Source organism: Streptomyces sp. NPDC014907, assembly GCF_055562975.1.
This window is the reverse complement of sequence record NZ_JBVHEG010000009.1, coordinates 24,751-51,489: the sequence shown is the minus strand read 5'-3', so window position 1 is coordinate 51,489 and position 26,739 is coordinate 24,751. Positions and strand designations below refer to the sequence as shown.

Below are 26,739 nucleotides of genomic sequence, written 5' to 3'. Positions count from 1 at the left end.
GCCGTACGGGCGGCGTTCGGTCCAGGACGGCGGCGTTCAGTCCAGGATCTCGACGGGGTCCCCGACCCGGACCGTGCCGGTGCGCTCGGGGACGAGGTTCTGGCCGAAGAGGACCCGGTTGCCGCTCCTGCGGTGCAGGGCGAGGGTGCGCAGCGGCTCCTTGCCCCGCTCGGCGGTGGACTGGTCCGTCGTGGTGACGACGCACCGCCCGGAGGGCCGGGCGACGCGGAGGACGACCTCCCCGACGGCGATCCGGCGCCAGCCGTCCTCCGCCCAGGGGGCGGTCCCCCCGATCACCAGATTCGGCCGGAACCTGCTCATCGGCAGCGGTCCCTCGCCGGCGTGGTCCCCCCGGGCGATCAGGGAGTTGAGGGCGTCGAGCGAGGCGGTGGTGGTGACGAGCAGCGGATAGCCGTCGGCGAAGCTCACCGTCTCGCCGGGCCGGGCGTACGCCGGGTCCACCGGGCGCCGGCGCTCGGGCGCGTCCATGTGGACGAGCCCGAAGTCGCCTTCCAGGTACGCCGAGAGCCAGGCCGCGGCGGCGGGACCGGCCGGTACCGCCTCCACGGGCGTGTCGAAGACCTCCACCGTGACGGTGGCCGAGGGACGCGGGACCCCGACCGCCAGCGACGGGCGGCCGGGCGCGGACAGGACGATTCCGCCGTCCGGCGCCGACTCGGCCGCGGCCAGCGCCATCCGGGGGTGACGGCGCTGGGTCACGACCCTGCCCGCCGCGTCGACGACGGCCCAGCGGCGGTCCCCGGCGGGCCCCCAGGGCTGCACCTCGGCCTCCGCGCACGCCAGCGCGCGCATGGCCTTCACCGGGTGGATGTGGACGGAGCGGAGCACGGGAGTCGGCATGGAGCCATGTTCCCAGCCGCCCCGGCCCCGGCCCTCCGGGGAGGGCCGGTCAGTAACCCCCGCCCTGGTAGGGACGGTTGTACGGGTCGTCGTACGGCGTGGCGGCGGGGACCGGCGCGGGCCGGGGCGCCGCCGGGCGCATCGCCTCGTAGCCGGCGGGCGCCGGGCGGGGCTGCTGCGGGTACGGGCCGCCCGGGTAGCCGCGCGGGGCGGACTGCTGCTGCGGGATGTACGGGGCCGGGGCCTGCTGGAGGGGGGCCGGGGCCATCTGCGGCGCGGACTGCGGGTAGCCGTACCCGCCGCCGTGGTGGACGGGCGGGTGGTGCGGGGCGGGCGCCGCCGGAAGGGCGGGCAGTGCCGAGGGGAGCGCCGGCAGGTAGGAGCCGTTTCCGCTGCCGGAGAAGCTGCTGCCGGCGTCGTAGGCGGCGGGCACTCGGATCGGGGCGATCTGAGGCGTGCCCCGCTCCGCGACCAGGGAGTCGTAGATCGGGGTGTCCGGGAAGGACGGCGCGGTGTGGTAACCGCCTCCATAAGAGGAGCGGGGGGAGGTCATGGCCATAAGTTAAGCCCACGATGTGCCGGATGGGGAGACCGATTTGAGGGTTGTTTGGCAGACTTCGCGAAGCGGCGTGCCGCCAATCCGAGCGAAGGCGGTAAAAACGGGCGGCGCGATGTCTCAAGATCGCGTAAATGCCGAGCTGGGAGGGGGTTACCGGCGGGTCGGCCCCTCCTGGACCGTCCGGAGTCCCCCACATGAAGAACGCATAAAGAAAAAGCGCCGGGAGGGCGGGAATGTGATCATGAACATGATGGGGTGTCAATCCCGGATACCCGTGGACGCGCACGCGCCGAATGGGTGCTGCTACTCCCTGTAATGGGCGGCGCCGCCGTTCGTATCGGCAATGCCATTTCCCCTTCCGCCCGTGAGGGCGTCCTCACCGCTCCGGCGCCGCCTCCGGCCGCGCGTACGTCCGGCCCTTCCACGCCGCGCCCCGGCCCCGGTGGTGCCGGACCGCCGAGTCCACGGTCATCAGCAGGTAGAGGAACGCGGTGCACGGCAGCAGCGGGGCGAGCCACAACGGCTGCCGGTAGTAGCGCAGCATCGGCGCGTACGTCCCCGCCATCACCGCCCAGGCCGCGCCGCCGGCCAGGGCCGCCGGCACGTCCCCGGCCACCACGCCCGCCACCAGGGCCGCCGGCGGCACCAGATAGACGAGCGCGAGACCCGCCACCACCGCCACGAGCAGCGGCGGGCTGTGCCGCAGCTGCGTGTACGCGCTCCGGGCGACCATCCCCCACAGCCCGCCGAGCCCCGGATACGGGCGGACGCTGTCGACCCGTTCCGCGAGCCCCAGCCAGATCCGCCCGCCGGTCCGCCGCACCGCCCGCGCCAGCGACACGTCGTCGATCACCGCCTGCCGGATCGCCTCCGGCACCCCCGCCGCCACCGCCGTCTCCGTCCGCAGCAGTACGCACCCGCCCGCCGCGGCCGCCGTCCGGAACCGCGCCCGGTTGATCCGGCGGAAGGGGTAGAGCTGCGCGAAGAAGTAGACGAACGCCGGCACGATCAGGCGCTCCCAGACGCTCTCGACCCGCAGCCGGGCCATCTGCGACACCAGGTCGAGATCGCCCTCCACCGCCGCCGACACGAGGAGCCGCAGGCTGTCCGGCCCGTGGGCGATGTCCGCGTCCGTCAGGAGCAGGAACTCCGGCTCCCGCGCGCGGGCAACGGCCATGCCGTGCCGCAGCGCCCACAGCTTCCCCGTCCAGCCCGGCTCCGGCTCGCCCGGCGACACCACGGTCAGCGGCAGCCCGCCGCACCGGCCGGCCAGTTCGGCCGCCAGCCTCCCCGTGCCGTCCGTGCTCCCGTCGTCCACGAGGACGACCTCGGCCGTCCCCGGATACTCCTGGGCGAGCAGCGACGGCAGACTCAGCGGGAGCACCCCGGCCTCGTCCCGCGCCGGCACGACGACGACCACGCGCGGCCACGCGCGCGCGTGGCCCCCACCGGCCTCGGGCGGCTCCACGCGTACGTGCTCCCCACCGGCCTCCGGCGGCTCCACGCGCGCGTGCTCCCCGTCCACCCCCGGCGGCTCCCCGTGCGCGTGCTCCCCGTCCACCCCCGGCGGCTCCCCGTGCGCGTCCTGCCCGCCGGGCCCCGGCGGCCTCCGGCCCGGCTCCGTCCGCGCGGGCCCGGCGCCGGACGCGGACGTCCTCCGGACGCGCGGCAGCCGCTGGTCCGTGCGCCAGAAGAAGCCCTGGCCCAGCAGCAGCCAGATCCAGGCGGCGAGGGAGACGGTCGCGAACCAGGCGAGGGTGCTCATTCGCGGCAGTCTGCCCCAGAACGCGGGGGGTACGGGGCTCATCGGCTAGGGTGACCGGGTGAAGATCGCGCTCATGGACTCCGGAATCGGCCTCCTCCCGGCGGCGGCCGCGGTGCGACGGCTCCGGCCGGACGCGGATCTGCTCCTCTCCAACGACCCCGACGGCATGCCGTGGGGCCCGCGCACCCCCGAGGACCTCACCGGACGTGCCCTCGCCGTCGCCCTCGCCGCCGCCGAGCACCGTCCGGACGCGCTGATCGTGGCCTGCAACACCGCCACCGTCCACGCCCTGCCCGCCCTGCGCGACCTCCTCGAACCGGACATCCCCGTCATCGGCACCGTGCCCGCCGTCAAGCCCGCCGCCGCGGGCGGCGGCAAGATCGCCATCTGGGCCACTCCGGCCACCACCGGCAGCGCCTACCAGCGCGGGCTCATCCGCGACTTCGCCGACGGCGCCGAGGTCACCGAGGTGCCCTGCCCGGGGCTCGCCGACGCCGTGGAACACGCGGACCGGGAGGCCACCGACCGGGCCGTCACCGCCGCCGCGGCACTCACCCCGGCCGACGTCCGCGCCGTCGTCCTCGGCTGCACCCACTACGAACTGGTCGAGCGGCGCATCCTCGCCGCCCTGGAGGCACGCGGCCGGGCGGACCTCCCGCCGCCGGTCTTCCACGGCTCCGCCGACGCCGTCGCCGCACAGGCGTTGCGCCGGATCGGCGCCGAACCCGCCCCCCACGCCGACCCCACCGGCACCCTCTCCGTCCTGCTCGGCGGACGGCCCGGACGGCTCCCCGCCACCGCTCTCGCCTACGCCGAGGGCCGCGGCCTCGCGGAGACCGTCCCCGCTCACTGAGCGTCGGCGGGCGGCTCCGCTCCGGCGCGCCGCTCCGGACCGGCCCGAGTACGCTTCCGGTATGAGGGAGCGTTCCCGTTACCTGCGCGAGGACGAGCGGGCCCCCGCCGTCTGGACCGGCCGCGCCACCAACCGCTTCCAGTGGGTGGCCGCGACGGCCGGTGCCGCCTGCCTGGCCCTGGGCGTCCTCCTCGCCGTCCAGCTGCGGTGGACCTCGGGCGTCGCGGCGCTCCTCATGGCGGTGATCGGCTGCGTCACGGCCGGACTGCTCGTCCTCTTCGGCACCCTCGCCTTCGTCCACGTGGCGGTGAAGGTGGACGACCGCACCATGGAGGTCCGCTGCGGCCACATGGGCCTGCCGCGCCGCCGCATCCCCCTCTCCCACATCGCCGGAGCCGACTTCGCCCCGCGCGTCACCCCGCGCCAGTGGGGCGGCTGGGGCTACCGCTGGCGCCCGGAGAAGGGCACGGCCGTGGTCGTCCGGCAGGGCGAGGGCCTGGTCCTGCGCCTGAACGACGGACACACCTTCACGGTCACCGTCGACGACGCGGAGTCCGCCGTCCGCGCCATCCGCGACCGCCTGCGCCACCCGGCCCCGCCGGGCCCGTCCGCACCGACCGGGGCGTGAACGCCGGGGCCCGGACCCCGGCACCCGAACCCCGGCACCCGGCCCCTGACACCCGACCCCTGACACCCGGACCCCGACACCCGACCCCCGGCACCTGGAGCCCGCCCGGCGTCCCGGCGCGTGTCGCACCGCTCCCGCCTCCGCTCCGCGGGTGGCGGGCGGACGCTCCCGCACTCCGCCGGTCCGTCACCCCGCGCCCCCGTCCCGTCTCCCCGGACGGTCGGCGGGCGCCCCCGCACGCCACCGGTCCGCACCGCCCTCCCTCCACCGCGCGTGCCCGCGTCCGCGTTCGCCGGAGGCCCCCGCACCGGGCCGCACCGGGCGTCCGGGGCACGGGAACGACCCGTAGACTCCGCAAGGTGAGCACCACCACCCCTGCCGGCGCGTCCGGAGCCGACACCGCCCCCGCCGAGGCGTCCGGAACCGACACCGCGCCGCCCGCGCGGGGCTCCCGTTCGCGGCGGTTCGCGCGGCCCGCGGCGGCCCTGCTGTCCGGCTTCCTGCTCTACCTGAGCTTCCCGCCGCGTCCCCTGTGGTGGCTCGCGCTGCCCGCCTTCGCGCTGCTGGGCCAGACCCTGCGGGGCCGCCGGCTCCGCGCCGGATTCGGCCTCGGGTACCTCGCGGGCCTCGGTTTCCTGCTCCCCCTCCTCGTCTGGACCGGCGAGGAGGTCGGCGCCGTCCCCTGGCTCGCGCTCGCGGCCTTCGAGGCGCTCTTCGTGGCCGTCGCGGGGCTCGGCGTCGCGGCCGTCTCCCGGCTCCCGTGGTGGCCCTTCTTCGCCGCGGGCGTGTGGGTCCTCGCGGAAGGGGCACGCGCGCGCGTGCCCTTCGGCGGCTTCCCCTGGGGCAAGGTCGCCTTCGGGCAGGCGGACGGCGTCTTCCTGCCGCTCGCCGCCGTCGGCGGCACCCCCCTGCTCGGCTTCGCCGTCGTCCTCTGCGGCTTCGGCCTGTGCGAGGCGGTCCGCGTGCTCCTGGCCCGGCGTGCCGCCCGCGCCGTGCCGCGCGCCACGGCCGCCGGCGCCGCCCCGCGTCCCGCCGGCGCCATCGCGCGCGGCCCGCTCCTCGCCGCCGCCCTCTCCGTCCTCGTCCCGGTCACCGGCGCCCTCGCCGCCCTGCCCCTCGTCGACGACTCCGCCGAGGACGGCACCGCCACCGTCGCCGCCGTCCAGGGCAACGTCCCCCGCCTCGGCCTCGACTTCAACGCCCAGCGACGGGCCGTCCTCGACAACCACGCGGCCCGCACCCGCGAGCTCGCCCGGGCCGTCAGGGAGAAGCGCGAGCCGCGCCCCGACTTCGTGCTGTGGCCGGAGAACTCCTCGGACATCGACCCGTACGCGAACGCCGACGCCGCCGCCGTCATCGACGAGGCCGTCCGCGAGATCGGCGCGCCCACCGTCGTCGGCGCGGTCGTCGCCCCCGCCACCGGCAAGCTCCGCAACACCCTCATCCAGTGGGAGCCGGGGCGCGGCCCGGTCGCCACGTACGACAAGCGGCACGTCCAGCCCTTCGGCGAGTACATCCCGATGCGGTCCTTCGTGCGGATCTTCAACAGCGACGTCGACCGGGTGAGCCGCGACTTCGGTCCCGGCACGAAGATCGGCGTCTTCGACCTCGCGGGCACGCGGGTCGGCCTCGCCACCTGCTACGAGGCCGCCTTCGACTGGGCCGTGCGCGACACCGTCACCCACGGCGCGCAGCTGATCACCGTCCCCAGCAACAACGCCACCTTCGGCCGCAGCGAGATGACCCACCAGCAGCTCGCGATGTCCCGGGTGCGCGCCGTCGAGCACAGCCGGTCGGTGGTCGTGCCCGTCACCAGCGGGGTCAGCGCGGTCATCCGCCCCGACGGCGAGATCGTCGCGCAGACGAAGATGTTCACCCCGGACGTCCTGGTCGAGCGGGTGCCGCTGCGCTCCTCGCAGACCCCCGCGACCCGCATGGGCACCCTGCCCGAAGCCCTCCTCGCGGCGCTCGCGGCGGCCGGTCTCGGCCTGTCGGCGTTCCGCGCGGCGCGCGCCCGCCGCACGCGGACGGAACGGACCGCGGCCGGCCGGGGGTGACCGCCCATGATCTAGGGTCGCCCCATGGCTACCCCTGACTTCATCCGCACCCTGCGCGAGACGGCCGGTCACCAACTCCTCTTCCTGCCCGGCGTGAGCGCCGTCGTCTTCGACGACCGGGGCAGGGTGCTGCTGGGCAGGCGCTCCGACAACGGGCGCTGGGCGGTCATCGGCGGCATCGTCGAACCCGGGGAGCAGCCCGCCGACTGCGCGGTGCGCGAGGTCCACGAGGAGACCGCCGTGCGCTGCGAGGTCGAGCGGATCGTGCTCGTCGAGACCCTCAGCAAGCCCGTCGTCTACCCCAACGGCGACCGGTGCCAGTTCCTGGACGTGTCCTTCCGCTGCCGCGCCGTCGGCGGGGAGGCCCGGGTCAACGACGACGAGTCCCTCGAGGTCGGCTGGTTCGACGTGGACGACCTGCCGGAGATGAAGCGCTTCTCGCATCTGAGGATCGAGAAGGCGCTCACCGATGAACCCGCATGGTTCCGCACCACAGCGAACAGCTGAACTATGGGTCCGGAGCACATCGGTGGGGGAGGGGACCCTCCATAGGGTGCGGAGCATGAGCGCTTCCCCCGCCCCCTCCGACCCCGCCGCACCCCTGCCCCGCGCGGCCGGACTCGCCCTCGACCTCACCGGCCGCACCGCGCTCGTCACCGGCGCGGCCGGCGGCATCGGGCGCGCCTGCGCGCTGCGGCTCGCCGCCGCGGGCGCCCGGGTCAGAGCCGTCGACCGGGCCGCCGAGGGCCTGGAGACCCTGGCCCGGGAGGCCTCCGCCCTCCCCGGGGAACTCGAACCGCGGCTCCTCGACCTGACCGACCTGGACGCCGCCGAGACGGCCGCCGCCGGCACGGACGTCCTCGTCAACAACGCCGGGCTCCAGCTCGTACGCCCCATCGAGGAGTTCCCCCCGGACGTCTTCCACACCGTCCTCACCGTGATGCTGGAGGCGCCGTTCCGGCTCGTCCGGGGCGCCCTCCCGCACATGTACGGACAGGGCTGGGGGCGGATCGTGAACATCTCCTCCGTCCACGGGCTGCGCGCCTCCGCCTTCAAGTCCGCCTACGTGGCCGCGAAACACGGCCTGGAGGGCCTCTCCAAGACCGCCGCCCTCGAAGGCGCCCCGCACGGGGTCACCTCCAACTGCGTCAACCCCGGCTACGTCCGCACCCCGCTCGTCGAACGCCAGATCGCCGACCAGGCCGCCGCCCACGGCATCCCGCCGGAGCGCGTCCTCTCGGACGTCCTGCTCAAGGACTCGGCGCTCAAGCGGCTCGTCGAACCGGAGGAGGTCGCCGAGGCCGTCCTCTACCTCTGCGCCCCCCAGGCCTCGTTCATCACCGGCACCTCCCTCACCCTCGACGGCGGCTGGACCGCCCACTGAAGGGCACGCCCCGAGGGGCCCCGCGGCTGTCCACAGGGGTGGTGCGACCACACGTACGGCAGGTATCCCTGTGTCCATGTCCCACGAACACGTCTCCTACCTGGAACTCCTCGCCCGGGGAGCCGCCGCGGAGGCCTACGACCGGCCCGTGCTGCTCGCCCGCGCGAGCGGCGCGGGCCCCGAGGCACTGGCCGAACTGGAAGAGGCCAAGCAGCTCGCCCTGCGCGTCCGGGCGGAGCTGGAGGGCCGCCGCCGCCGCGAGGCGGAGCTGTCCGCGCTCTTCGCCACCGCCCACGACCTCGCGGGACTCCGCGACCTCGACGCGGTCCTGCGCGCCATCGTCCAGCGCGCCCGTTCCCTCCTGGGCACCGAGGTCGCCTACCTCAGCCTCAACGACCCGGCCGCCGGCGACACGTACATGCGGGTCACCGAGGGCTCCGTCTCCGCCCGCTTCCAGCAGCTCCGGCTGGGCATGGGCGAAGGGCTCGGCGGCCTCGTCGCGCAGACCGCCCGCCCCTACGTCACCGACGACTACTTCGACGACGCCCGCTTCCAGCACACCCGGACCATCGACACGGCCGTACGGGACGAGGGCCTCGTCGCCATCCTCGGCGTACCGCTCAGCCTCGGCAGCCAGGTCATCGGCGTGCTGTTCGCGGCCGACCGCAGGGCCAGGGTCTTCGAACGCGAACAGGTCGCCCTGCTCGGCTCCTTCGCCGCGCACGCCGCCGTCGCCATCGACACCGCCAACCTCCTCGCCGAGACCCGCTCGGCGCTCGCGGAGCTGGAACGCGCCAACGACATCATCCGCGAGCACAGCGGCGTCATCGAACGGGCCTCCGAGGTCCACGACCGCCTCTCCGAACTGGTCCTGCACGGCGGCGGCGTCCACGACGTGACCCGTGCCGTGTCCGAAGTCCTCGGCGGGACCGTGGAGTTCACCGGAACGGGCGCCGGTTCCGCGCGCCACGCCGACGGCCACGCGGTCCGCGAGGGAGACGACTGGATCGCCTCGGTCTCCGTCGGCGGCGAGACCCTGGGCGCCCTCGTCCTGCGCGGGCGGCCCGACCTCGACCCCGTCGACCAGCGCACCCTGGAACGCGCCGCCCTGGTCACCTCCCTCCTGCTGCTGGCCCGCCGCTCGGCGGGCGAGGCCGAGCAGCGGGTACGGGGCGAACTCCTCGACGACCTCCTCGACGCGCCCGACCGGGACCGCCGCCTGCTGCGCGAACGCGCCGCCCGGCTCCGCGCCGACAGCGAGGCCCCGCACGTCGTGCTCGCCGCCCGCACCGACCGGACCGGCGCCGCCCCCGACGCCGGACGCGAGAGCGCCGACCGCCGGCGCCTGTGGTCGGCCGCCTCCCACCTCGCCGCCACCCGCCGCGGACTGGCCTCCGCGCGCGACGGCGGCACGGTCCTCCTCCTGCCGCTCGGCCCCGGCGAGACCGCCGCCGAACTCGCCCGCCAGACCGCCGGGGACCTCGGAGGAACCCTGCGCGAACCGGTCTCCGTCGGCGCCTCCGCCCCCGTACGGGAGCCCCTCGACCACCCGGACCGGGTGGCCGTCGCGTACGGGGAGGCCCGCCGCTGTCTCGACGCCCTCCGGCTCCTGCACCGCTCGGGCCAGGGCGCCGCCGCCGAGGACCTCGGCTTCCTCGGCCTGCTGCTCGCCGACGGCCGGGACGTCGACGGCTTCGTGGACCGCACCGTCGGCCAGGTCGTCGCGTACGACCGGCGGCGCGGCACCGAACTGGTCCGCACCCTGGACGCCTACTTCGCGAGCGGCATGAGCCCCGCCCGCACCAAGGACGAACTCCACGTCCACGTCAACACCGTGGCCCAGCGCCTGGAACGGGTCGGCCGGCTCCTCGGCCCCGACTGGCAGTCCCCGGAGCGCGCCCTGGAGATCCAGCTCGCGCTGCGGCTGCACGCCCTCTCGGACGCGGTCGCGAGGAGGTGACGCGCACCGGCCCCGGCCGCGCTCGCGGGGAGCACGACCGGGGCCGGTGCGCAGGCGGTGCGCGGTGCGCCGGGGTCAGGCGTCGGCGCCGACGCGGGAGTCCCGGGGAGCCCGCTCGGCGACCTCGCCGAGGTCGCGGTCGCGGGTCTCGCGGGCGCAGACCACGGCGACGACGGTGAGCAGCGCGGCGGCGATCACGTACAGGGCGATCGGGGTCGAACTGCCGTGGTCGGCGAGCAGCGCGGTCGCGATGAGCGGGGCGGGCGCGCCGGCGGCGACGGAGGAGAACTGGGCGCCGATGGAGGCACCGGAGTAACGCATCCGGGTCGCGAACATCTCGGAGAAGAAGGCGGCCTGCGGCGCGTACATCGCCCCGTGCAGGACCAGGCCGACCGTGACGGCGAGCAGCAGGCTGCCGAAGCCCCCCCGGTCGATGAGCGCGAAGAAGGGGAACATCCAGGCCCCGACGCCGACCGCGCCGATCAGGTACACCGGCCGGCGCCCGATCCGGTCGGACAGCGCGCCCCAGAGCGGGATCACGGCGAAGTGGACGGCGGACCCGATGAGGACGGCGTTCAGGGCGGTCTGCTTGGAGAGCCCGACCTGGGTGGTCGCGTAGACGAGGATGAACGCGGTGATCACGTAGTACGAGATGTTCTCCGCCATGCGGGCGCCCATCGCGATCAGCACGTCCCGCCAGTGGTGGCGCAGGACCGCGACGAGCGGCGTCTTCTCGGCCTGCCCGGCGACGGCCTTGCGCTCCTCGGCCGCGGCGAGGGCCGCCTTGAAGACGGGCGACTCGTCGACGGAGAGCCGGATCCACATCCCGACGACCACCAGGACCCCGGAGAGGAGGAACGGCACGCGCCAGCCCCAGGAGGCGAAGGCGGCGTCGGAGAGGAGCGCGGTCAGCGCGGAGAGCACACCGGTGGCGAGCAACTGCCCGGCCGGCGCGCCGGTCTGCGGCCAGGAGGCCCAGAACCCGCGCCGCCGGGCGTCCCCGTGCTCGGAGACGAGCAGGACGGCCCCGCCCCACTCGCCGCCCAGCGCGAAGCCCTGCACCAGCCGCAGCACGGTCAGCAGCACGGGAGCGGCGGACCCGACGGTCGCGTGCGTGGGCAGCAGCCCGATGGCGAACGTCGCCCCGCCCATCAGGAGCAGGCTCAGCACCAGCAGCTTCTTCCGGCCCAGCCGGTCGCCGTAGTGCCCGAACACCAGGGCCCCGAGCGGCCGGGCGGCGAATCCGACGGCGTACGTCAGGAAGGACAGCAGGGTCCCCACCAGCGGGTCGGACTCGGGGAAGAAGAGCTTGTTGAACACGAGCGCCGCGGCGGACCCGTACAGGAAGAAGTCGTACCACTCGATGGTGGTCCCGATGAGGCTGGCGGCGACGATCTTCTTGAGGGAGTTGGGTGGCGTGGGGGAGGGAGCTGCGGCGGCCATGTGCACCACTTCCAGGCGGGTACGGGGACGTTTCGGTGTCGCCACACCGTAGGAAGCGGCAGGTCAGGGGCGTATGTGGTGGGACACCATAGTTCGAGTGGGCCGTGTGCGCCCGACCGCCATGACCTGCTGCGGCGACCCTGTCGAAGGCGTTCGAGGGGCCTGGTGAGGGACTGTCCGGGTTGCGCCGATCGAGCACGTTTTGGTTGTGCGGTGCTGACTCCCGTGCTGGTTTCGTGCTGACTGAAATCCCATGTCAGCACCCGTGCCGACCCCTCCCGTGCTGACTTGGTGCTGACTGCGCAGCGTTGAACTCCGGCATCTGTGACGGACCGGGTTCCGGTGGATGCGCCAAGACCGGTAGTGGATTGCGATCCTCCATGTGTGGCGCTGCTGGTCCCGTGGGCCGGATAGCCGTTCGCGGAGGCTGGTTCGAGTCGTAGCCCTTGTCGCCGAGCAGGGCCTGGGGGCGTCGGCGGGGCCGGCCATGGGGGATTTCGCTGGAGGACCGGGTGCTTCTGGTGGCTGCGTACTGGCGCACCAGCCTGACCCTGTGGCAGCTCGCTCCGCTCTTCGGTGTCTCGAAGTCCGCGGCTGGCCGCATCGTCAGGCACGTGGGGCCTCTTCTCGCGTTCCGGCCCCGGAAACGGTTTCGCAAGGACGCCGTGCTCCTCGTGGACGGCACCCTGGTCCCCACCCGCGACCACGCGGTGGCGGAGCGGTCCAGGGACTACCGGTACTCGACGAATCACCAGGTCGTCATCGACGCAGGCACCCAACTGGTGGTCGTGGTCGGCCGACCAGTGCCAGGCAACCGCAACGACTGCAAGGCATGGGAGCTGTCCGGGGCGAAGGCCGCCGTCGGGAACACCACAGTGATCGCCGGCAGCGGCTATCGGGGTACCGGGCTCGTCATCCCACACCGCCGCGCCCCCGGACAGAGCGAACCGCCCGTCTGGAAGGAAGAGCACAACGCCTCCCACCGCAAGGTCCGTGCTCGGGTCGAGCATGCCTTCGCCCGGATGAAGACCTGGAAGATCCTGCGCGACTGCCGCCTCGAAGGCGATGGCGTGCACCAGGCGATGCCCGGCATCGCCCATCTGCACAACCTCGCGCGCCGCGACTGACTGCACCCGGCCCGAAGGACTGTCCGTTCAGGATGCGGCGGGCAGGAGCTGGACCAGGCCGACCCAGTTCCCCTCGTCCACCTTGGTCTGCGTGGCGCGGACCCTCCAGCGGCCGGCGGGCAGTGGAACCGACGCCTCGGCGGGCATCCCCCATCGGGGTACTCGCTCGTCCGCCAGCACCAGCGCCTGCGCACCGTTCTCGTCGGTGCGGAGCACACCGGCCAGCTCGTCCACCGCGCAGGCCCGGTCGTGGTCGTCTGGGGCGGGTGGCGTCTCCCGCCGGAAGTCCGCTCTCCGTACACCCGCCCCAGGAGGCCAGGACGGAGACGGGGACGACGATCAGAGGGCCGCCCATCGACTCCACCCGGGCAAGGGAGGGATCGGAGGCATCGTCTGCGGTGGATGAAGAGGTGATCATGCACGTCAGTGCGCCCTCGCCCACTGACAACGCTCCCGCCCTCATCGGAACTCAGTGCGAGGAAAGGCGCAGCGCCTGTGGCAAGCAGCAGTTACGGGACAGCCCTTAGGTCTGCACGTCTGTAACGTCCGAACCTGTGTCGACGCGAGGTTAGTGCGACGCTACCGGCGAACGTGACGGCAGCAAGCGCAACGGAGCTTTATGTTGGCGTGATCGCGGTCTTTCGTGCGATCGCGCTCTGTTCCCCGCCCCTTCGTCGGGCCGAGCAGTTGTCGCCGCATGCGCGGGGACGCTCGAGAGGAGGTACTGCCGGTGCATTCATGGCTCTCCGAGCGCCGCCGGTCCGTGGTGAGTACGGTCCTCGGGGCCTGCGTCGCCGTGCTCCTCGGCCTGCTGGGGGTTCTCGCGCCGGGGTCCGTGTCCGCCTCCAGTGCCGATCTGGGCGTGGTGGCACTGTTCGCCTACCTGATCTGCTACCTGGTGGTCACGCTGAGAGCCTTTTCGGCCGCGCCGCCGGAACGGATCCGCTTCTGGGCCAGGAGGGAGGAGCGGGGGACGGTGCTGCAGCGCTACCTTCTGGGGACCGCGCCGGGACCCGGGGTGTCGGTTCTCATCGCGTCGGCGGCGCTGGTGGTGTCGGCGGTGTGGCGTCCCGGGCATCTGGGTTCCGCCCTCCCGGCGGGCGCGCGGGTTCTGATGGCGCTCGGTCTCGTCGCCGTGGCCTGGATCTGCGTTCTGGTCGCCTTCACGGTGGCGTTCTACGCCGACAACCTCGTGGAGGACGAGACGGCGCTGGACTTCCCGGGCGGGGAGACGGCGGCTTGGGACGACTACGTGTATTTCGCCCTTTCGGTCATGACGACGTTCGGGACGACGGACGTCACGGTGCTGTCGAGGGAAATGCGCCGGACGGTGGCGGCCAACGCGACCATCGCGTTCGTCTTCAACACGGTGATCGTGGCCGGCATGGTCGCAGCACTGGACAGCGGGCAGGGCGTCTGACAGGTGCCGTCGGTCCTCGGGCGATGGTGGGGCGGTGGCCGGTTCGTCCGCGCGTGCGGAGTGAGCCGGCCACCGCCCTTCGTGCTCAGGGGGTGAGCACGAGGCGGATCGGGTCTCCGATCTTCTTCTCCAGCCGGGCGACGGCCTCCGCGGCTTCCGCCAGCGGTACGCGGGCGCTGACGGAGGGGCCGAGGTCGATCCGTCCGGCGGCGGCCAGTCCGACGAGCTGTTCCACGTGCTCCGGCTCGGAGCCGTAGTGGCCGCGGACCTGGTTGACGTTGAAGCAGAATCCGATGCTGTCGGCGATCGTGACCGGCTCAGGGGTGAGTCCGGCGAGGACGAGCGAACCGAAGGGACCGAGGACCGACGCGGCCTGGGCGCGGGCGGCGCCCACGCCGGCGAAGTCGAACGCGACATCGAGGCCGCGCCCGGCCGTCGCCTCCCGCACCGCCTCCGCGAAGTCCGGGGCGAGGGGGTCGAGGGCGACGTCGGCGCCGAAGAGGAGGGCCCGCTCGCGGGCCGAGGGCAGCGGGTCGATCGCGAGGATCGGGGCCGCGCCGACCATCCGGGCGAGCCGCACGGCGTGGGCGCCGAGGCCCCCCGCGCCCCAGATGCCGACCGACTGGGCGGGGCGGACCGCGCCGGTTCCCACGATCGCGGCGTACGGGGTGGAGACCGCGTCGGGGATGATCGCGGCCTGGTCGAAGGGCAGGTCGTCCGGGATGGGCAGCAGCGTGCCCTCGCGGGCGATCGCGTACTGCGCCCAGCCGCCGTCGTAGTCGAGGCCGCGGGTGATCGGCCGGTGGCACGTCGTCCGTCGCAGGCAGCCGCCGCAGTCGCCGCACGCCTCGCCGGCCTGGAGGACCACGCGCTGTCCGGGCGTCCAGTCGCCCTTCACGTCCGGGCCGAGGGTGTGGACGACTCCGGCGACCTCGTGGCCGAGGGTGACGGCACCCGCCTTCGTGACGGCGTCGGTGGGGAAGAAGGGGCTCAGGCTGCCGTCGATCAGATGGATGTCGGACAGGCAGACGCCGGCGGCCCGCACCTCCACGAGGACCTCGCCCGGGCCGGGGACCGGGATCGGGACCTCTTCGACGGCGAAGGTACGGGTGTCCAGGCGCAGCCGCCCGGCCAGCATGGTGTTCATGCGGAGACCTCGATGTGCTCGGTGGAAGAAGCGCGTGCATAGCTCAGGCGCTCGACATGGTCGACTGACCTTGTCGCCAAACCCTGTCCATTGACGAGGTCGCCTGTCAAGCCGCTCCCGCCAGACGTTCACGGGGCGCTCCGAGTTCCTCCCCATGGTTGTGTCATTCAATACAGTCAAGCGACATGTTCACTCGACAAAGTCGCATGTATGTTGACTGGTGACTGCTGGAGTGCAACGAAAGGCACGCTCATGACTCAGGTGTCCGTAGGCGCGGCACGGGCGATCCCCGAGCGCCCCCCGCTGCCCCTCGTAGGCCACGCGTTCAACGTTCCGGCGGGCGCGGACTTCCTGGCCTACCTGCTGAAGGAGTTCAGGGAATTCGGGCCCGTGTACCGGCTGCGGCTCTTCGGGAGGGACACCGTCATGGTCGGCGGTCTGGACCTCGTGACCGAGCTGTCGGACGAGACCCGCTTCCGCAAGCACGTGCACGCCGACCTGGTCGAGGTCCGGGCTCTGGCCGGGGACGGTCTGTTCACCGCCTACAACCACGAGCCGAACTGGCGCAAGGCCCACGACATCCTGATGCCCGCCTTCTCGCTCGGCTCGATGCGCAGCTACCACGCCCCCATGCTTCGGGTCGCCCGGTCGCTGATCGGCAAGTGGGACCGGCTGGCTGGGGTGCAGTCGGTGGACGTGCCCGACGAGATGACCCGGCTGACCTTCGACACGATCGGCCTGTGCGGCTTCGGCTACGACTTCCAGTCCTTCCGCCGCGACGACCCGCACCCGTTCGTCGAGGCGATGTCCCGGGCTCTCGTCTTCGCCCAGGAGAAGGGCGAGTCCATCCCGGGCTCCGAACTGTTCAAGAGGAAGAAGGTCGAGCAGTTCCGCGCGGACGTCGACCTGATGACGGAGCTCGTCGACGACGTGATCAGGGAGCGCCGTGCCTCCGGCGACACCGGCACGGACGATCTGATGGGGCTGATGCTGCACACGAAGGACCCCGTCACCGGCGAGCCGCTGGACGACGTCAACATCCGGCACCAGGTGATCACCTTCCTGATCGCCGGCCACGAGACCACCAGCAGCGCGCTCTCCTTCGCCCTCTATTACCTGACCAAGCACCCGGAGGTCCTCGCCCGGGCCCAGGCCGAGGTGGACGCCCTGTGGGGCGACACCGAATCCCCGGACCCCCAGTACGGCGACATCGGCAAGCTCACCTACATCCGCCAGGTGCTCAACGAGAGCCTGCGGCTGTGGCCGACGGCGCCCGCGTACGCCGTCGAGCCGATCGAGGACACCGTCATCGGCGGCAAGTACCCCGTGCGCAAGGGCGAGTCGCTGATGGTGATCGCCTCGGCCCTGCACCGCGACGCGGCCTGGGGGGAGAACGTCGAGCTGTTCGACCCCGAGCGCTTCGCTCCCGAGCGGGAGGCGACCCGCTCGGTCCACGCCTTCAAGCCGTTCGGCAGCGGCGAGCGGGCCTGCATCGGGCGCCAGTTCGCGCTGCACGAGGCCACCCTGCTGCTCGGCCTGCTGGTGCACCGCTACCGGCTGATCGACCACACCGACTACCAGATGAAGATCAAGTCGACGCTGACGATCAAGCCCGACGGGTTCAGCCTGAGGCTCGCCCGCCGCACCAGCGACGAACGGCGCCTGCCCGTCGCCGCGGCGGTGGACACCGCCGCGGGCCGGACCACGGCCGTGACGCGCCGGGCGGGCGGGACCGCGCTGACGCTGCTCCACGGCTCCAACCTCGGCACCTGCGCCGGCATCGCCCGCGACCTCGGCACGGACGGCGAGGAGCACGGCTTCGCCCCGGTCGTCTCCCCCCTCGACGCGTACACGGAGAGGCTGGCCGGCTCCAAGGGACCGGTCGTCATCGTCGCCGCCTCCTACAACGGTCGCCCGACCGACGACGCCGCCGAGTTCGTCGCCTCCCTGGAGAACCTCGCCCCCGGCTCGCTCACCGGGCTGCGCTACGCCGTCCTCGGTGTCGGCGACCGCAACTGGGCCGCCACCTACCAGCGGATCCCCACCCTGATCGACGAGCGCCTGGCCGCCGCCGGCGCCGTCCCGCTCCTGGAGCGCGGCAGCGCCGACGCCTCCGGCGACTTCGGCGGAGCGGTCGACCAGTGGACGGAAGACCTGTGGAAGGCGCTCCTGGAGGAGTACGGCGAGGCGGTCGCCGGTGAAGCGGCCGCCCCCGCACATGAGGTGGAGGGGGAAGGGCTGTACGAGCTGGAGGACACCTCGGAGTCGGTCCTCGGAGGTCTCGCCGAGCGCCACGGCGTCCAGCCGATGGAGGTCCTCGAAGCGTACGAACTCGTCGACACCGACCACGAGCTGGGCCGCTCCAAGCGGTTCCTGCGACTGCGGCTGCCCCAGGGCGTCACCTACCGCACCGCCGACCACCTCGCCGTCCTGCCGAGCAACCCCGAGGACCTCGTCCGGCGCGTCGCCGACCGTTTCGGCCTCGACCTGGACCGCACCGTCCGGCTGCGCGCCCGCCGCCGGAGCCGGGGCGCCCTGCCCGTGGACCGGCCGCTGACCCTGCGCCGCCTGCTCACCGACTTCGTCGAACTCCAGGACGCGGCCACCCGGGAGCAGGTCGCCGTGCTCGCCGAGCACACCGACTGCCCGCCCGAGAAGCAGCCCCTCACCGCGCTCGCCACCGCCGATCCCGAGACCTTCCGGGAGCAGGTGACCGTCGCGGGGCTCAGTGTCCTGGACCTCCTGGAGCGCCACCGCGCGTGCGAGCTGCCCTTCGAGCGCTTCCTGGAGCTGCTGCCGGTCCTGCGTCCCCGGCACTACTCGATCTCGTCGTCCGCCGCGGCCCGGCCCGGCGAGGCCGACCTGATGGTGTCGCTGCTCGCAGCGCCCCACAGGGCGGGCGAGGGCACCTTCCGGGGCATCGCCTCGCACTTCCTGCAGACCGTGAACGCGGGCGACGTGATCCAGGCCCGGGTCCTGCCGTGCAGCGAGTCATTCCGCCTCCCCGAGGACACCTCCGTGCCGGTGATCCTGGTCAGCGCGGGCACCGGCCTCGCGCCCTTCCGCGGCGCGGTCCTGGACCGCCACCACACGGGCTCGACCGGCACCCTGCTCTGCTACTTCGGCTGCGACCACCCGGACGTGGACTTCCTGCACCGGGAGGAGTTCGAGGCGGCCGAGGCGGACGGCGCCGTCAGCATGCGTCCCACCTTCATGCACGCGCCCGAGAACGGAGCCCGTTTCGTCCAGGACCGCATCGCCCGCGAGAGCGAGGAGGTGTGGTCGGTCCTGGAAGCCGGTGGGCGCGTCTACGTCTGCGGCGACGGTCGTCGCATGGCCCCCGCCGTACGGGAGGCGTTTATGGCGATCTACCGCGAGCGGACCGGTGAGAGTGACGAGCGGGCCGAGGCGTGGCTCGCCGCGCTCGTCGGGTCCGGGCGCTACGTCGAGGACGTCTGGGCCGGCTGATCCTCACGCAGAAACGGTGGTGGGCGCACTTTCCGGGTGCGCCCACCACCGTTTTCGCGTCGCGTCAGGCCATCGGTACGTCAGGGGCCATCGGTACGTCAGGCAGGTCGAGGTCCCCCTTGGCCAGCGCCACGGTCGCGCCCACGAGCGCCCTGAGCCCCGTCCGCTCGGTGGCCTCGTCCGGCAGGCACTGGAGGACCTGCATGGTGAGTCCGTCGAAGCCGGAGAGGAAGAACCGGGCCACCGTCTCCGGGGACTCGGCCAGTTCCTGCCCCGCCCTCTCGGCCGTCTCCGCGATCACCTGCGCGGTCACTTCTATGACCCGCCGGTAGTGGCTCTGCCGGGCCTCGTTGAGACCGGGCACGCGCAGGGCGAACATGGTCAGCTCGCTGAGCAACTGGTGGTGCGACGTCGGCTCGCGCACCGTGCCCCACAGGGCCCCCGCCAGCGCGCTGAAGGTCTCCTCGAAGCCCGCGTCCTCCGGCGCCGCCCGCCGCACCTGCGTCACCAGCTCGTCGGTGATCTGGTCCATGACGGCTCGGTACAGGTCCTCCTTCGTGCCGAAGGTGTAGTGGACGGTGGCCTGCGCGACACCGAGCTCCGCGGCGATGGCGCGGGTACTCCCCGCGGCGACGCCCTCCCGGGTCATGAGGTCGATGGCCGCCTTGATCAACTGAGGGCGGCGCTCCGCCGCGGAAACATGAGCCATAGGCCCACTATATCGACTTAGTCGATCGATCAAGTCGGTTCGGGTCAGGCGTTACGTCACCTCGGCCCCGACGCACCGTCCGCGGGAAGGGCCTGCTCGGCCCAGATGACCTTTCCCTCACGACCGTGCCGCGTCCCCCAGCGCTCCGCACACTGGGCCACGAGGAGCAGGCCGCGGCCGCCTTCGTCGAAGATGCGGGCGCGGCGCAGATGAGGTGCGGTGCTGCTGCCGTCGGAGACCTCGCAGGTGAGCGTCGACTGGAGGATCAGTCGCAGCCGGACGGGGCTCTTGCCGTAGCGGATCGCGTTCGTCACCAGTTCGCTGACGACCAGCTCCGTGGTGAAGGAGAGATCTTCCAGCCCCCAGGTCGCCAGGACGTCGGAGGCGAAGCGGCGGGCCCCGGACACGGCCGCCGGATCGGACGGGAGGTCCATCGTGGCGACGTGGTTCGGGTCGAGGGCATGGGTCCGGGCGACGAGCAGGGCGACATCGTCGGCGGGGCGGCCGGGCAGCAGTGCGGCCAGGAGGCGGTCGCAGGTCTCCTCCAGCGAGTCCGGCGCCGAGGTGAGGACGTCGTGCAGTGTGGCGAGTCCTCGGTCCACGTCATGCGTGCGGCCGGCGATCAGCCCGTCGGTGTGCAGGACCAGCAGGCTGTCCTCCGGCAACTCGAACTCCGAGGTTTCGAAGGGGAGTCCACCCAGGCCGAGAGGCGGTCCGATCGGTACCTCCGGCAAGGCGTCGCTGATCTCCGAGGGGGTCACCACGGTCGGCGGGACGTGGCCGGCACTGGCCAGCGAGCACCTGCGCGAGACGGGGTCGTAGATCGCGTACAGGCAGGTGGCGCTGGTCTCGCCCTCGCCCGGCGACTCCTCGCGCTGCATGCGGATGACCACGTCGTCCAGATGGGTGAGGAGTTCGTCGGGCATGAGGTCGATGTCGGCGAAGGCGCGGACGGCCGTGCGGAGCCGGCCCATGGTGGCGGCGGCGCGCAGGCCGTGACCGACCACGTCGCCGACGACGAGTGCGACGCGGGCCCCCGACAGGGGAATGACGTCGTACCAGTCGCCGCCCACGCCGGCGCGGGATCCGGCGGGCAGGTAACGCGAGGCGGTTTCGACGGCCGCGTGTCGCACCGTGTTCCGCGGCAGCAGGCTCCGCTGGAGGGCGAGCGCGGTGGAACGCTCATGGGTGTACCGGCGGGCGTTGTCGATGGAGACCGCCGCCCTGGAGGCGATCTCCTGCGCCAGCAGGAGATCGTTGTCGTCGAAGGGGGCCGAGATGCGGTGGCGTACGAACTGCACCAGACCGAGGGTGTCCCCACGGGCGTGCAGAGGCACGAGGAGTACGGAGTGAACCCCGAGGTCGCGCAGCACTCGGCCGTGGGACTCCGACGGCGCCACCCACGTGGGCATCCCGGTCCCCGCGATGTGGTGCAGGACGGACCGTCCGGTGGTCAGTGCGCGAACCGGTTCCGAGTCCTCGGGGTAGGTGTGGGTCCCGCCGACGCGGAGCGGGGACTCCGGACAGCCGTCGAGGACGGAGCGCTGGGCGACGCGGCGCTGCGTCAGGGCCTCCGGCGGACCGGTGCCGGTCTCGTCGAGTGCGGAGTCGAAGAGGTCGACGGTGACGAGGTCGGCGAAGTCCTCGGTGCAGACCTCCGTCAGCTCCTCCGCGGTGCGGAAGATGTCGAGCGTGGTCCCGATCCGCTTGCTCGCCCTGTCGGTGAGGGTGAGCCGACGCCGCAGCAGACGGTCGCGTTCCTCCTGGTAGGCGGCGACGACCTCTTCCGAGGAACGGTCCACGTAGTCGAAACCGATCGCGACCAGTCTCACCGTGGCGAGGTTGATCATGTGCCAGTCGCGGGTGAGGCGGGGAGCTTCGGCCTGGAGTTGTTCGAGCAGACTGAGATGGCTGAGGCGGTAGGCACGGAGGAGCCGGCTCACCGGGATTCCCCGCCGGGCGTAGAGGCGGGCGATGTCCAAGGCGGCCGGAGGAGCTTCCGGCATGCTCGCGCCGGGGCGGGCCTCCAGGAGATCCAGTAGTGCGGTGACGTGCTGGGCCGTCTCCTCCAGGGTCAGGACCTCGATGTCCGCGTTCTCCCACAGCTCGGGGAGTTCGCCGTTCAGGCGCTGGAGCAGCAGGCCGGCCAGCTTCTTCACCTGCGGTCTGAGGTGGCGGGCCAGCTGACCAAGGAACGCATCGACCTCGGTTCCCATAGTGCGAATGTACGGGAAAGCCATGGTGTGCGCTCCTCGGACGGCTGTGGCGGCCTCTGATCGACCCGGCTTTCAGAGACCGAGGTAGTCGCCCAGGTCCGCGTAGTCGACCTGCCACAGGCCGGGAGAGCCCGTGGGGTACTGGGAGCGGAAGCCGAGCATGCGCTGGACGCGCGGCGAGAGCGTCTTGGCGAGCTCCCTGTCGACGAGGAAGGGGTACGCCTCCTCGCCGGTGAGGAAGCCCGCGTTGAACGTGAAGGCGAGGCCCCGCCGGTACTCGTCGCCGGTCCGGTTCGCCCCGCCGCCGTGCGCGGTCTTGCCGCTGATGAGGAGGACGTCCCCGGCGTTCATGACGGCGGGAATCGTCTGCTCGGGGGTCCCGCGGTCCTCGAAGTCGCTCCAGTGGTTGCTTCCGGGGATGACGCGGGTGGCGCCGTTCTCCTCCGTGAAGTCGGTCAGGGCGACCAGGAAGTTGATGGTGACTTCCGGCCCGCCGGGCCCCATGCCGATGAACGGGAACCAGTTCTCCAGGTCACGGTGGAGCATCTGCGCCTTGTTGCCGGGGCCGATCTCGATCACCTGGGCGGTGGTCATCCAGTACGTGCCCGACTCCTGGAGGAAGACCAGGTCGCTGACCTCGTGGACCAGGGGGTGGTCGATGACCTCGCCGCGGAACGTGGCGCTGTGCGTCACCAGGTTCGTGAGGCGCTTGGTGTTGCTGCCGTGGAACGCGGCCACGATCTCGTCCTCGTGGGTGGACCCCGGGGCGAGCGCCCGCAGCGGCTGCTCGATCTCGGCGTTGAAGCGGACGATCTGCTCCTGCGTCAGGAAGCCCTTGATGATGACGCCGCCGTCACGGGTCACGATCTCGAGGATCTCCTCCGCCGGCGTGTCGTTCGCCACGGACGTCAGCGACCGGGTCTTCTTCTGTGTCGTCATGCGTGTCCTCTTCCTCGATCCGAAGCACGGTCGACCGGCTGTTCGATCAGCTGCGGACGTGCCGTCGTCGGGGGACTCCCGCGCGGCGTCCTCGCGACGATCAAGTGGGTCCGGTGGTCGGGCGTTTCCGCGGTGTTCCTGTGGTGGTCGTCTCACTGTCGCCAGCCGGTACCGCAGGCGAGAACGACAGCGGGCACCTGCTTCGCCCGGGCCCGGTGCACGATGCACCGTCCGGTCGCGGGCACGGCGGAGCTATCCGCTCACGGCGTCCTTGCCGGAGCCGACGCGAGCCGCGGGGGCGCTACGGGCGGAAGCCGGTCCCGACACCGTGTGCCGGCGGTGTGTGGCCCGCTCCCAGGGACGCGTGCTGCCGAGCCATCCGAGGAGGAAGGCCACCGGTACGGAGACCAGACCGGGGGTGTGGAGCGGGAACAGGTTGAAGTCCTGCTCCGGCAGCAGCGCGTATTTCGTCCCGGACACGGCGGGGGAGGTGAGGGTCAGGAGGGCGCACAGGGACAGCCCTCCGTGGACGAGCCACAGCAGCCCGTGGCGGTTGAATCCGGTCCAGGGGAAGGAATGGACGACCGCGGGGAACACGCACGTGGCCGCGAGGCTCGGCGAGAAGGCGAGGAGGAACTCGATGGGATAGCGGTGTACGGCGGTGGCGAGGAGAAGACTCACGACGCAGAGCACGACGACGGACAGCCGCAGGACCGCCGGCTCTCCGATCCCGATCCGGGCACGGCCCTTCCGCCCGAGCAGGTCGCGGGTCACGGAGACGGCGGCGGCGAAGGTCACGCCCGCCACGGCCGTGAGCACGGCGAGGAAGGCGACACAGGCGTGGTAACTGAGCGTGCCGAGCGGTCCGCCTCCGGCTGAGTGCTTCCACAGTCCAGGGCTGAGGTACTCGTCCGGCGACACGCTCTTGTCCATGGCCGCCGACAGCAGGGATCCGGGACTCCAGTCGAAAAAGCGGAGCGCCGGCAGGGTCACCGCGGCGAGCGTCACCAGGGCCACGGGCACTTTGGCGGCCTGCACGAAACCGGTGCCGCGCAGATCGGCCACCCCTGCGAAGCACGTGACCAGGAAACCCATCAGCACCGTGCACACCACCTGGGCCCGCTCGCTCGGCATGCCGATCAGCAGGGCGGTGGTGATGCCGCCGGCCCGCAGTTGCACCATGAGCAGGGCCACGGCGATGCACAGTGTCACCACGGCGCCGGCGGTCCGTACTCCCGGCCCCCCCGGCGCGCAGGGAGAACAGTTCGCCCAGGGTGTAACGGCGGGTCGCGCGAATCCTGGAGGCGAGGAGCAGGAAGACGCCGAGTGCGAGGGCGCTGTCGACGGAGGCCGGTTCTCGTACCACCAGGTCCCGCCGACGAGGACGACCAGCTGGGTGAACGCCCACGTGATGGCGAGGGTGAGACGGCCGTACACGGAGATCTCTCCGAGAGTCGTGGAGCAGGAGAGCAGGAGAGCGGGAGAGCGGGACGCCGACGGCGAGCGGCAGCGCGTTGACGGTGACCAGCATCCGTGTGTCACGGGGGGGAATGCCGGGAGGAATCGGAGGGCACGGGACCTCTCTCCGGAAGGACAGGGAAGACGGACTCGGTGCGAGGGGGTGCGGGACGGTCGCAGCCGTTGAGGACGGGCGAGGGAGCCGGGCAGCCGTGCTCCGTGCCGGTCGGAAGCCATGCCCGTGGCCGCCGGGGTTCGACGGTGGCGCGGCGCCCGCGGGGAAGGCGCACCAGTTCTACGGCGAACGACGGCCTCGGCGTGACGTCGGAGCAGGACGGCCCGCCCGCGGTGAGGCCGGTGAAGCGCCTCGCACCGCGGACGTCGGGCGTCAGCGGCGGCTGGTCGCGGTCAGGCCGGCGTAGTGCCCGGCCCGCTCCAGGAGCCGGGGGACGCCCGTTTCGAGCGACGGTCCGAAGGTGGTGTCGTGGGGACGCTCGCCGCGCAGCCAGCGGGTGTGGATGGCCTCGCAGAAGATCGCCGCCTTCCACAGGGCGAGGGTCTGGTACCAGGGGAGCGGGGTGAGATCGAGGCCCGTGCGGCGCTGGTAGCGCTCTGCCAGTTGGCGCTGGGTGAGGTAGCCGGGTGAACGGGTCACCTCGGTGAGTTCGAGCGGGGTGGCAGGGCTGCCGGCCTCGGACCAGGTGGCGGTGAGGTACCCCAGGTCCGCGAGCGGGTCGCCGAGCGTGGCCATCTCCCAGTCGAGGATCGCGAGGACCTCGGCCGGGGCCCGCGGGGCGAACATGAGGTTGCCCATGCGGTAGTCGCCGTGCACCACCGAGGCCGCCTGGCTCGTCGGCAGGTTCTGGGCGAGCCAGTCCGCGATGCGCTCCACCGCGGGCAGGCTGCGGGTGGTGTTGACCTCCCAGAGGCCGCGGAACCGCTCGACCTGCCGCCGGAGGTACCCCTCGGGGCGGCCCAGGGAGGCGAGTTCCCCTTCGGTGACATCGATGCCGTGCAGGGCGACCAGGGTGTCGACGACCGCTTCGCTGGTGGCCCGGCGCTGTCCGACGGAGGAGAGGTGGGGCGGGATCGTGTCGGTGATGACCGTGCCGTCGAGCCGGTCCATGAGGTAGAACGGCACGCCCAGGACGTCCTCGTCCTCGCAGACGGCGATGATCTCCGGGACCGGGACTCCGTGCCCGTGAAGCATCCTCTGGATCCGGGCTTCACGAACCATGTCGTGCGTCGACTTCGGCAGCGGCGGGCGGGGCCCACGGCGCAGGACGACGGACTGGTTGCCGCGTTCGATCAGATAGGTGACGTTGGACTGCCCGTCGCCGATGCGCTGCCATGCGATCGGCCCGCTGCCGACGCCGTGCGCGTCGAGGAAGCCGGTGACCGCGTCGACGACGAGCAGGGGAGGGCTGTCGAGACGGCGGGCCTGGTCCCAGCTCGCGACGACCTCGACCCCGTCGGGGACGGAGACCATCACTCGGCCCCGTCCCTGCCGACGACGGCGTCGCCCAGGTATCGCTCTCCGGCCTGGACGGCGGCCCGCCGGCCGGCCGAGGCACGGCGTGCGATGGCCCACCGGTGGGTCTCGTTCGAGCCGTCGTAGATGCGGAACGGACGCACCTCGTTCAGGTACTGGGCCAGCGGGAGTCCGTCGGAGACGCCGTCGCCGCCGCAGATCTGGACGGCACGGTCGATCACCCGGTGGATCGCCTCCGAGCAGTGGACCTTCGCGACCGAGGACATCGCCGAGCCCGCCTTCGGGTCGCCGTGCAGCAGCGCCGCGGTCTTGGTGATGATCGCGTCGGAGGTCTCGATGTCGATGACGGACTCGGCGATCAGGTGCTGCGCCAGGCCGAGCGAGTCGATCGGACCGCCGAACAGCTCCCTCTTCGCGGCCCGGTCCAGCGCGATGTCGTGCGCCCGGCGGGCCAGCCCCAGCCACCGCATGCAGTGCGTGAGCCGCGCGGGCCCGAGCCGTACCTGCGCGTAGCGGAAGCCGAGGCCGACCTCGCCGAGGACCGCGTCGTCGGGGACGAAGCAGCCCTCCAGGTACAGGTGCGGGTGGCCGCCGTCGATGGCGCGGTCCACGGTGTGGATCGCCTCGCCGATCCGGATCCCGGGGTTCGTCAGGTCGACGAGGAACATGGTGGCCCCCTCGGGGGAGCCGTCGACGGCCGGGGTGCGCGCCATGACGATGCAGAACGCGGCACCGGCGGCTCCGCTGGTGAACCGCTTGTGGCCGTCGATGATCCAGCCGCCGTCGGCGCGTACGGCCGTGGTCCGCAGCGCCGCCGGGTCGGATCCCGCTCCGGGGTGGGGCTCGGTCATCCCGAAGCACGACCGGACGTCGCCGGCCGCCAGAGGCGCGAGATAGTGCTTCTTCTGCTCCTCGGTGGCGATGAGGTGGAGCATGTGCATGTTGCCCTCGTCGGGGGCCATGCAGTTGAGCACGCTGGGGCCGATCGGCGAGTACCCGGCCTCCTGGAGTATCGGAGACCAGTGCTCGATGGGCAGGCCCTGCCCGCCGTACTCCTTCGGCACGAGCGGCGCGAAGACACCGGCCTCCTTCGCGGCGGTCTGGAGCCGGTCGCGGGTGGCCCGGTCGAGACGTCCGCCGGGGGCGGGTTCGGCGTCGACGACGGTCTCGCGGATGAACCGGCGCGTGCGCTCACGCAGCTCCGCGAGCTCCGGCGGAAGGTCAGAGGTGGTCATGGCTGTCCTTTGTGGGAG

Annotated in this window: 19 protein-coding genes and 1 pseudogene; 9 read left to right on the top strand and 11 right to left on the bottom strand. The window is 72.6% G+C overall.

Going from position 1 to position 26,739, the window contains the following annotated elements; genetic code table 11:
• Positions 1 to 36: 36 nt before the first annotated feature.
• The 3 genes from ACZ3IL_RS22255 to ACZ3IL_RS22245 form a co-directional block, all read right to left on the bottom strand.
• Positions 37 to 861, bottom strand: coding sequence for an MOSC domain-containing protein (locus ACZ3IL_RS22255; RefSeq protein WP_467392574.1), 825 nt, complete (start codon positions 859 to 861; stop codon positions 37 to 39).
• Between the two features lie 49 nt (positions 862 to 910).
• Positions 911 to 1,414, bottom strand: a complete 504-nt coding sequence (locus ACZ3IL_RS22250; protein WP_467392572.1) for a DUF6643 family protein — start codon at positions 1,412 to 1,414, stop codon at positions 911 to 913.
• Positions 1,415 to 1,796: 382 nt separating this feature from the next.
• Positions 1,797 to 3,185 carry a glycosyltransferase gene (locus tag ACZ3IL_RS22245; RefSeq protein WP_467392571.1) on the bottom strand — a complete coding sequence of 463 codons (1,389 nt, stop codon included), beginning with the start codon at positions 3,183 to 3,185 and terminating at the stop codon, positions 1,797 to 1,799.
• A gap of 58 nt (positions 3,186 to 3,243) precedes the next feature.
• Between ACZ3IL_RS22245 and ACZ3IL_RS22240 the strand changes: the two genes are divergently transcribed.
• The 6 genes from ACZ3IL_RS22240 (at position 3,244) to ACZ3IL_RS22215 (ending at position 10,067) form a co-directional block, all read left to right on the top strand.
• The gene (locus tag ACZ3IL_RS22240) at positions 3,244 to 4,038 is read left to right on the top strand and encodes a glutamate racemase (protein ID WP_467392569.1); all 795 of its coding nucleotides are present in this window, start codon (positions 3,244 to 3,246) and stop codon (positions 4,036 to 4,038) included.
• Between the two features lie 61 nt (positions 4,039 to 4,099).
• A complete protein-coding gene (locus ACZ3IL_RS22235; protein ID WP_467392567.1) occupies positions 4,100 to 4,666 on the top strand; it encodes a hypothetical protein in 567 nt (188 codons plus the stop codon).
• Between the two features lie 359 nt (positions 4,667 to 5,025).
• On the top strand, positions 5,026 to 6,723 hold the full coding sequence (gene lnt, locus ACZ3IL_RS22230; protein ID WP_467392565.1) for an apolipoprotein N-acyltransferase: 1,698 nt from the start codon (positions 5,026 to 5,028) through the stop codon (positions 6,721 to 6,723).
• Positions 6,724 to 6,747: 24 nt separating this feature from the next.
• Positions 6,748 to 7,230 carry an NUDIX hydrolase gene (locus ACZ3IL_RS22225; RefSeq protein WP_467392563.1) on the top strand — a complete coding sequence of 161 codons (483 nt, stop codon included), beginning with the start codon at positions 6,748 to 6,750 and terminating at the stop codon, positions 7,228 to 7,230.
• Positions 7,231 to 7,285: 55 nt separating this feature from the next.
• Complete coding sequence (locus ACZ3IL_RS22220) at positions 7,286 to 8,107, top strand: 3-hydroxybutyrate dehydrogenase (RefSeq protein WP_467392561.1); 822 nt, start codon at positions 7,286 to 7,288, stop codon at positions 8,105 to 8,107.
• Between the two features lie 76 nt (positions 8,108 to 8,183).
• Entirely contained in the window at positions 8,184 to 10,067 is a 1,884-nt protein-coding gene (locus ACZ3IL_RS22215) for a helix-turn-helix domain-containing protein (RefSeq protein WP_467392559.1), read from the top strand.
• A 75-nt stretch (positions 10,068 to 10,142) separates the two neighbouring features.
• On the opposite strand, the gene ACZ3IL_RS22210 is transcribed toward ACZ3IL_RS22215, so the two are convergent.
• Positions 10,143 to 11,510: an MFS transporter gene (locus ACZ3IL_RS22210; RefSeq protein ID WP_467392557.1), complete on the bottom strand. Its 1,368-nt coding sequence runs from the start codon at positions 11,508 to 11,510 to the stop codon at positions 10,143 to 10,145.
• A 473-nt stretch (positions 11,511 to 11,983) separates the two neighbouring features.
• Here ACZ3IL_RS22210 and ACZ3IL_RS22205 point away from each other — a divergent pair.
• Positions 11,984 to 12,637: pseudogene (locus ACZ3IL_RS22205) on the top strand (transposase); the annotation flags it as partial.
• 730 nt (positions 12,638 to 13,367) lie between these two features.
• Positions 13,368 to 14,057: a DUF1345 domain-containing protein gene (locus ACZ3IL_RS22200; RefSeq protein ID WP_467392555.1), complete on the top strand. Its 690-nt coding sequence runs from the start codon at positions 13,368 to 13,370 to the stop codon at positions 14,055 to 14,057.
• A gap of 85 nt (positions 14,058 to 14,142) precedes the next feature.
• Here the strand turns inward: ACZ3IL_RS22200 and ACZ3IL_RS22195 are convergent, their stop codons facing one another.
• Complete coding sequence (locus ACZ3IL_RS22195) at positions 14,143 to 15,204, bottom strand: zinc-binding dehydrogenase (protein WP_467392554.1); 1,062 nt, start codon at positions 15,202 to 15,204, stop codon at positions 14,143 to 14,145.
• A 252-nt stretch (positions 15,205 to 15,456) separates the two neighbouring features.
• On the opposite strand from ACZ3IL_RS22195, the gene ACZ3IL_RS22190 reads away from it, so the two are divergent.
• On the top strand, positions 15,457 to 18,672 hold the full coding sequence (locus tag ACZ3IL_RS22190; RefSeq protein ID WP_467392553.1) for a bifunctional cytochrome P450/NADPH--P450 reductase: 3,216 nt from the start codon (positions 15,457 to 15,459) through the stop codon (positions 18,670 to 18,672).
• Positions 18,673 to 18,736: 64 nt separating this feature from the next.
• On the opposite strand, the gene ACZ3IL_RS22185 is transcribed toward ACZ3IL_RS22190, so the two are convergent.
• From ACZ3IL_RS22185 to ACZ3IL_RS22160, 6 genes are all read right to left on the bottom strand, one after another.
• Entirely contained in the window at positions 18,737 to 19,381 is a 645-nt protein-coding gene (locus ACZ3IL_RS22185; RefSeq protein WP_362317801.1) for a TetR/AcrR family transcriptional regulator, read from the bottom strand.
• Between the two features lie 56 nt (positions 19,382 to 19,437).
• Positions 19,438 to 21,621, bottom strand: a complete 2,184-nt coding sequence (locus ACZ3IL_RS22180; RefSeq protein ID WP_467392552.1) for an ATP-binding SpoIIE family protein phosphatase — start codon at positions 21,619 to 21,621, stop codon at positions 19,438 to 19,440.
• Between the two features lie 48 nt (positions 21,622 to 21,669).
• Complete coding sequence (locus ACZ3IL_RS22175; protein ID WP_467392551.1) at positions 21,670 to 22,536, bottom strand: phytanoyl-CoA dioxygenase family protein; 867 nt, start codon at positions 22,534 to 22,536, stop codon at positions 21,670 to 21,672.
• Between the two features lie 252 nt (positions 22,537 to 22,788).
• Entirely contained in the window at positions 22,789 to 23,751 is a 963-nt protein-coding gene (locus tag ACZ3IL_RS22170) for an SLC5/6 family protein (protein WP_467392549.1), read from the bottom strand.
• A 631-nt stretch (positions 23,752 to 24,382) separates the two neighbouring features.
• Positions 24,383 to 25,483, bottom strand: a complete 1,101-nt coding sequence (locus ACZ3IL_RS22165) for a phosphotransferase family protein (RefSeq protein WP_467392547.1) — start codon at positions 25,481 to 25,483, stop codon at positions 24,383 to 24,385.
• The gene (locus ACZ3IL_RS22160; RefSeq protein ID WP_467392545.1) at positions 25,483 to 26,721 is read right to left on the bottom strand and encodes an acyl-CoA dehydrogenase family protein; all 1,239 of its coding nucleotides are present in this window, start codon (positions 26,719 to 26,721) and stop codon (positions 25,483 to 25,485) included. The genes ACZ3IL_RS22165 and ACZ3IL_RS22160 overlap by 1 nt, the downstream gene beginning before the upstream one ends.
• Positions 26,722 to 26,739: the final 18 nt, after the last annotated feature.